Source organism: Micromonospora endophytica (genome assembly GCF_003236305.1).
GTDB classification, from domain to species: Bacteria; Actinomycetota; Actinomycetes; order Mycobacteriales; family Micromonosporaceae; genus Micromonospora; species Micromonospora endophytica.
On sequence record NZ_POTX01000280.1, the window covers coordinates 1 to 6,989 of the forward strand.

Here is a 6,989-nt window from a genome sequence, read left to right on the forward strand (position 1 = left end):
GGCGTCGGGTGCGGCGGGACCGGGTACGCCGAGGGCCGCGGGCGGACCGTGGCGCGCGCCCGGGCGGTCGGCGGGGCGGCGCGGATGGCGGTCGGCGGGCGGGTCGACTGCCGTGCGGTGCGCGCGGGTGATGCGCGTCTGACCCGTCGGCCTCTTTTCCCATCGTGAACGGGGGTTTAGTGTGGGGACGGGGGAGGGCAACCCCCGTCCCCACCATGTTGCGGTCACGCACGTGCGGATTGGCGTCCCAGTCGTGCGTGTCGCGCGGGAGCCGGGCCACGCGAGTGGCTGAGGATCCACCTCCCTCCACTGTGTGGGGCGTCGGCTGACGGCGGTGTCCGGGCTGGCCCGCCGTCGGCCTGTGGGCTAGGTCCCCGGTGCCGTGGGCACGACACCAGGTGATCTTCTGGTTGGAACTCTGTCGATGGAAGCGCTCCCATCGACGATGCTGCGACTGTAACGCCCGTCACGGCTTTGTGAAAGCCCCAAAACGAGATCGAAACAACTGAGTGTTTCCGGAAGTCTCGTCTCTGGTGCTGGGAGCGCTTCCATGGCAAACTGTCGATCGACCGCGTGGAGCCAGACAGCGCGCGAGCGCGGGTCGCCGAGGGCATCCGGTGCATCCGGTACGGCGTCCTGTCAGCAGTGGGCGATGCAGCCGTGACCACGGCTGCCCTCACCGCCGCCGGCCATCCGGCCGGAGAGACCACCATCCACTGGCGCTGCGCGACCTGACGGGTCGGCAGGCGTCATCGCCGGGACGGCACCGCCCCCGGCCTGGTCCGAGGAGACACCGCGCAGATGAGAAATCTGGCAAGACGCCGCCGGCTGGCGTGGCTCGCCGCCGCGGCACTGGCGCTCGGCGGGGTCACCGTACCCGCCGCCGCCGCGCAGGCCGCGCCGGCCTGCGACGTGGTCTACGCGACAAACGACTGGAGCAACGGGTTCACCGCCAACGTGACCCTCAAGAACCTCGGCGATCCGATCAACGGTTGGACGCTCAAGTTCGCCTTCCCCGGCAACCAGCGGGTCACCCAGGGCTGGTCGGCCCGGTGGAGCCAGAGCGGCAACGAGGTCACCGCCACCAACGAGTCCTACAACGGCAACCTGGCCACCGGCTCGTCGGTCAGCCTCGGCTTCAACGGCTCCTACAGTGGCAGCAACCCGAAGCCGACCTCGTTCTCGGTCAACGGGGTCACCTGCGGTGGCGTCGCGCAGCAGCCGCCGACGGTGAGCCTGTCGGTGCCCGCCGGCCCGTTCACCGCCCCGGCCACCGTGCCGCTGACCGCCACCGCCAGCGACCCGGACGGCACCATCGCCCGGGTCGAGTTCTACCGCAACGGGCTGCTGGTCAACACCGACACCACCGCGCCGTACGCGTACACGCTGGAGAACCTGCCGGCCGGTGACTACGCCGTGCAGGCCAAGGCCTTTGACAACAGCGGTCTCTCCGCGGTCGCCGAGCGGTCGTTCACCGTCGCCGGGTCCACCTCGCCGGCCGTGGTGGCCACCCCCACCGCGGTGACCGTGCCCGAGGGCGGCAGCTCGACGTTCAACCTGAAGTTGAGCCGGGCGCCCACCTCGAACGTCGCGGTGACCCTGGCCCGCACGGGCGACACGGACATCACCGTCTCGCCGACCACGGCGACGCTCACCACGAGCAACTGGAACACCGGGGTCAACGTGACAGTGAACGCGGCCGAGGACTCCGACACCGTCGGCGGCACCGCCACCATCACCGCCTCGGCCACCGGTCACACGCCGGCGACCATCACCGTCACCGAGATCGACAACGACGTGCCTGGCGGCGACGGCGAGTACGTCCAGCGCTTCCTCACCCAGTACAACAAGATCAAGAATTCGGGCTACTTCAGCCCCGAGGGCGTGCCCTACCACTCGATCGAGACCCTGATCGTCGAGGCGCCGGACCACGGGCACGAGACCACGTCGGAGGCGTTCAGCTTCTGGCTGTGGCTGGAGGCGTACTACGGGCGGGTGACCCAGAACTGGGCGCCGTTCAACAACGCCTGGACGGTGATGGAGAAGTACATCATCCCGTCCACGGCTGACCAGCCGACCGCCGGCGCGGCCGGTGACGCCACCTACGCCGCCGAGAACGACCTGCCCAGCCAGTACCCGTCACAGTTGCAGCCCAACGTGCCGGTGGGCAAGGACCCGCTGCGCGCGGAGCTTCAGCAGACCTACGGCACCGGCTCGATCTACGGCATGCACTGGCTGCTGGACGTGGACAACGTCTACGGCTTCGGCCGCTGTGGCGACGGCACCACCCGGCCGGCGTACATCAACACCTTCCAGCGCGGCACCCAGGAGTCGGTGTGGGAGACCATCCCGCAGCCCTCCTGCGACACCTTCGCGCACGGCGGCCAGTACGGCTACCTGGACCTGTTCATCAAGGAGTCCGGCACCCCGGCCAAGCAGTGGAAGTACACGAACGCCCCGGACGCCGACGCCCGGGCCGTGCAGGCCGCCTACTGGGCCCTGACCTGGGCCAAGGAGCAGAACAAGCAGGCCGACGTGGCGACCACCGTGGCCAAGGCCGCCAAGATGGGCGACTACCTGCGGTACGCCATGTTCGACAAGTACTTCAAGCGGGTCGGCAACTGCGTCGGGGCCACCACCTGCCCGGCGGGCAACGGTCGCGATTCCGCCCACTACCTGATGTCCTGGTACTACGCCTGGGGCGGCGCGTACGAGACCAGCCAGAACTGGTCGTGGCGGATCGGCTCCAGCCACAGCCACTTCGGCTACCAGAACCCGTTCGCGGCGTGGGCGCTGACCAACGTCGCCGAGCTCAAGCCCAAGTCGCCGACCGCGGCCGCCGACTGGGAGAAGAGCTTCGAGCGGCAGCTGGAGTTCTACACCTGGCTCCAGTCCGCCGAGGGCGGCATCGCCGGTGGCGCGACCAACAGCTGGGGCGGCCACTACGGCACGCCGCCGGCCGGCACCGCCACCTTCTACGGCATGTTCTACGACGAGGACCCGGTCTACAACGACCCGCCGTCGAACCAGTGGTTCGGCATGCAGGTCTGGTCGATGCAGCGCATCGCCGAGCTGTACCTGGTCACCGGCAACGCCCGGGCCAAGGCGCTGCTGGACAAGTGGGTGCCGTGGGCGATCGCCAACACCACGCTGGGCACCAACTGGTCCATCCCGTCGGACATGGAATGGACCGGTCAGCCCGCCAACTGGAACCCGACCAGCCCGCAGCCCAACAACAACCTGCACGTCGAGGTGACGGTGAAGGGTCGGGACGTCGGCGTCACCTCCGCCCTGGCCCGCACGCTCATCGCGTACGCGGCGAAGTCGGGTAACACGGCGGCGAAGACCACCGGCAAGGGGCTGCTGGACGCGCTGCACGCGGCCAGCGACGCGCAGGGCGTGTCGACTGTGGAGAAGCGCGGCGACTACCGGCGCTTCGACGATGTCTACAACGCCTCCACCGGCCAGGGCCTCTACGTCCCGCCGGGCTGGACCGGCCGGATGCCCAACGGCGACCAGATCGCCCCGGGCAAGAGCTTCGTCGACATCCGGTCGTTCTACAAGAACGACCCGGCGTGGCCGAAGGTCCAGGCGTACCTCGACGGCGGGCCGGAGCCGGAGTTCCGCTACCACCGGTTCTGGGCCCAGGCGGACGTCGCCATGGCGTACGCCGACTACGCGAAGCTGTTCCCCAACGGCTGAGTGAACTCCTCCGGCCGGGCACCGACCCGGCCGGAGGCTTCGGCCGGGCCACGGGGGTAAGAGGCAGGTCCGGCCGGCGGCCTGACACCCACGGTCAGGCCGGGGGTGGGTCGGTCCATCTGGCCGACGCAGCGGAGAAGATCGGCCCACCCCCACCATGCCCGACTCGCCGGGCGTACTACGCAGATCGCGAAAAAAAGTAGCCACCCCGGGATCACAACCCGCCCCGGGACGGAGTAACGTACATCACCGGAGAGGCCGCTCCCCCCGTGGCGGCCTCTCCCTTTACGTGTCAGCTCGCTCAGCCGCGCACCGCCCCCGCAGGCGGCGGCGTCTCGACCTCGCCCGCCGGCACCGGATGACGCAGCCCCGGATGCCCGGCCGGCAGCGCGCGGCGCACCAGCGCCCAACTGAGCGCCAACGCCGTGGCCACCAGCGGCCAGGTCAACCCGACCCGGGCCGCGGTCAGGGCGAGCACCTGCCCGCTCAGATACAGCGGCAGGAACACCGCCACCCGCAGCACATAGGTCGCCGTCCAGACCCAACTGCCCCGCCCGTACGCCCGCAGCAGCGCCGGGTCGCGCCGCCACCGCCCGCGCTGGCCGAGCGCGGCACCGACCACCACCCCGAGCAACGGCCACCGCACCACGATGCTCACCGCCCACACCAGGGCGCTTGCCGCGTTGGCCAGCAACTGCACCAGGAAGAAGTCCTCGGCGCGCCCGGTGCGCACCACCACGATCGCCGCCACACAGACGGCGAGCAGCCCGACCAGCACCGACCGGGGGCGGTGTCCCCGGCGCAGCCGCCACCCGGCCACCAGCACACCGACGGTCAGGGCGGTGATCACCCCGACGGTGACCGACCGCCCGGCCAACAGCCACCCCACCGTGAAGGCCACCGGCGGCACTGTCGCGTCCACCGCGCCACGGCGTCCGCCGAGCAGATCGGCAAGCGACTCCGGCCGCCCGACGGCTGTGGCGTCCCGCTGCGACGTACCGGTCACCGTGTCCTCCCTCGCCTGCGCCTCAACCTATCCCCTCTCCCGCCGGCAGCGGTGGGGCACCGAACGGCAGGTGCGGCCGGACCGCTAAGTTGTGCGGGTGCGCGTCACGCCGAGGGGTGGAACTGCGGTCTGGCTGGTCGTCCTGGCCCTCGTCCAGGCGGTGGCCTTCCTGCTCGTGTGGCGCTTCGCCGTGCACACCGGGACCGGTCAGTGGATCGACACGGTGGCGCTCACCGGCAACCGGATCGGCCGCGACCACATCGAGGAACCGGTCAACCGCCTGCTCAACGCGATGTCCGTGGTGTCGCTGCTGGCAGCCACCCTGACGATCGGATTCATCGCGCTGATCCGCGGCCGGGTCGCCCTCGCCGTCGCGGCCACCCTGCTGATCGCCGGCGCCAACGTCACCACCCAGGTGCTCAAGCACACCCTGGCCCGCCCCGACTTCGGCGTCGACCCGGAGCGTGCGTTCACCGGCAACAGCCTGCCCAGCGGCCACACGACGGTGGCCGCGTCGGTGGCGGTGGCGCTGGTGCTGGTGCTGCCGCCCAAGGTACGGCCCGTCGCCGCCGTGGTCGGTGCCGGCTACGCCGCGACCGCCGGGGTGGCCACCCTCTCCGCGAGCTGGCACCGACCCAGCGACGCGGTGGCCGCGTTCCTCGTGGTCGGAGTCTGGGCGGCCCTGGCCGGGCTGCTGCTGCTGATCTTCCAGCGGGAGCGGGCCCAGGTCGCCTCGGCCGACGCGCACCGTCTCACCGCGTCGCTGCTCGGCCTCGCCGGCCTGCTGGCGATCGGGGTGTGCGTGCTGGCGTTGTGGTGGCTGCTGGGCCAGCGGGGCATCCCCGCCGCCGAGCTGGGCCGCCAACCCCTCTTCCTCGGCTACGCCGGCAGCGCCGCCGGCATCGCCGGCTCGATGGGCGTGGTGATGGCGCTGGCGCTCGCCGCGGTGCACCGGCTCGTCCCGCGCCACAAGGGGTGAGCGGCACATGAATCGGGTACGCGACGCCTTCCGCGCCGAGTGTGACCGGCTGGGCCAGGTGTTGCGTACCCTCGACGGACCGGACCTGGAACGACCGACCGACTGCCCGCCGTGGACGGTGGCCGAGCTGATGGCGCACGTCCGCACCGGTGCCGCCCGGCTGGCCGACATGCTTGCCGCCCCGGCACCCACCCAGGCCCGGGTCGACGCCGCAGGCTACTTCGGTGCCGCCAAGTTCACGCCACCTGTCGACGCCGCCCGCATCGACGCCGCCCGCGCCGAAGCGGGACGCGCTGCGGGTGTCGACGTGTCGACGCTGGCGGCGGAGTTCGACCGGGCCTGGCGGGCCACCCTCGACGCGGTCGACGCCCACCCGGCGGACCGGGTGGTACGCACCCGGCACGGCGACGCGATGACGGTGACGGAGTTCCTGCGTACCCGGGTGGTGGAGGTCGGGGTGCACGGCCTGGACCTGGCCGCGGCACTGGGCCGGCCCCCCTGGCTGACCGCGACCGCCGGCCAGGTGATCGCCGACCTGCTCACCGGCGGCCGACCCTTGCCGGCCGAGCTGGGCTGGGACCGGCTGACCCTGATCGCCAAGGCCACCGGCCGAACCCCGATCGACCCCGCCGAGCAGGCCACGCTCACCCGCGCGGCGCTGCCGCTGCTCTCCTTCGGCCGCTGACGCCGCGCGAAACCCGCCGACGCCGGCCGGGCGGGCATCGCGCGGGGATCCGCTGCGGCTCGACCGGGCGGGCCCGTCAGGCGGGGGAGCGGGGTGCCGGCACGTGCGGGACGGCGGTACGCAGGCGGGCCAGCACCACCGGATCGATGCGGCCGGGCACCAACCGTTCCTCCAGGTTCTCCATCCCGGCCCAGTCCACCAGGGCGTCCTCGGGCTCAGCCGGATCGGCCGGATGACCGAGCGCGGTCAGCAGCCCGGCCACCTCGGCGGCGAGCGCTCCGGCCAGGTCGAGCAGGGTGGCCGGGTCCGGGCGGCTGAACATCAGGGTGTGCACGGCCAGCAACCTGTCGAGTTCGGTGATCGGGTCGGGATGATCGTCGACCCGCAGGTCGACGAGCAGATCGCCGGTGCCGCCGTACCCGCCGCCCTGGCGGACCACCAGCAGGCCGGCGCTCTGCTGACCCCGCCGGTCGCCACCGGCCCGCTGCCCGGCGCGCAGCGCGGCGAGCAGCCGCTGCGCGAAGGGCCTGTCGGTGCCGGTCAGCCAGGTGTCGCGTAGCGCGTCGACCACCTCCGGGCCGGTGAGGATGTTGCCCTGCGCGGCCCATCCGTCGCCC

5 protein-coding genes are annotated in these 6,989 nt (G+C 72.0%); 3 read left to right on the plus strand and 2 right to left on the minus strand.

Annotation, left to right across the window (positions count from 1 at the left end; all coding sequences use genetic code 11):
* Nucleotides 1-810: 810 nt before the first annotated feature.
* Entirely contained in the window at nt 811-3,702 is a 2,892-nt protein-coding gene (locus C1I93_RS26705; RefSeq protein WP_181445339.1) for a glycoside hydrolase family 48 protein, read from the plus strand.
* Between the two features lie 301 nt (nt 3,703-4,003).
* Here the strand turns inward: C1I93_RS26705 and C1I93_RS26710 are convergent, their stop codons facing one another.
* On the minus strand, nt 4,004-4,708 hold the full coding sequence (locus tag C1I93_RS26710) for a DUF3159 domain-containing protein (protein WP_111246043.1): 705 nt from the start codon (nt 4,706-4,708) through the stop codon (nt 4,004-4,006).
* A gap of 91 nt (nt 4,709-4,799) precedes the next feature.
* Between C1I93_RS26710 and C1I93_RS26715 the strand changes: the two genes are divergently transcribed.
* Entirely contained in the window at nt 4,800-5,687 is an 888-nt protein-coding gene (locus C1I93_RS26715; RefSeq protein WP_111246044.1) for a phosphatase PAP2 family protein, read from the plus strand.
* A gap of 7 nt (nt 5,688-5,694) precedes the next feature.
* Nucleotides 5,695-6,372 (plus strand): maleylpyruvate isomerase N-terminal domain-containing protein, encoded by a 678-nt coding sequence (locus C1I93_RS26720; RefSeq protein ID WP_111246045.1) that lies wholly within the window; start codon nt 5,695-5,697, stop codon nt 6,370-6,372.
* A 76-nt stretch (nt 6,373-6,448) separates the two neighbouring features.
* Here C1I93_RS26720 and C1I93_RS26725 read toward each other — a convergent pair.
* A partial coding sequence (locus C1I93_RS26725; protein WP_146603587.1) for a DUF1028 domain-containing protein occupies nt 6,449-6,989 on the minus strand: 541 nt, incomplete at its 5' end.

What these genes read in the sequence shown, in the direction of transcription:
- C1I93_RS26720 (WP_111246045.1), top strand. Translation starts at nt 5,695, where the DNA reads ATGAATCGGGTACGCGACGCCTTCCGCGCCGAGTGTGACCGGCTGGGC.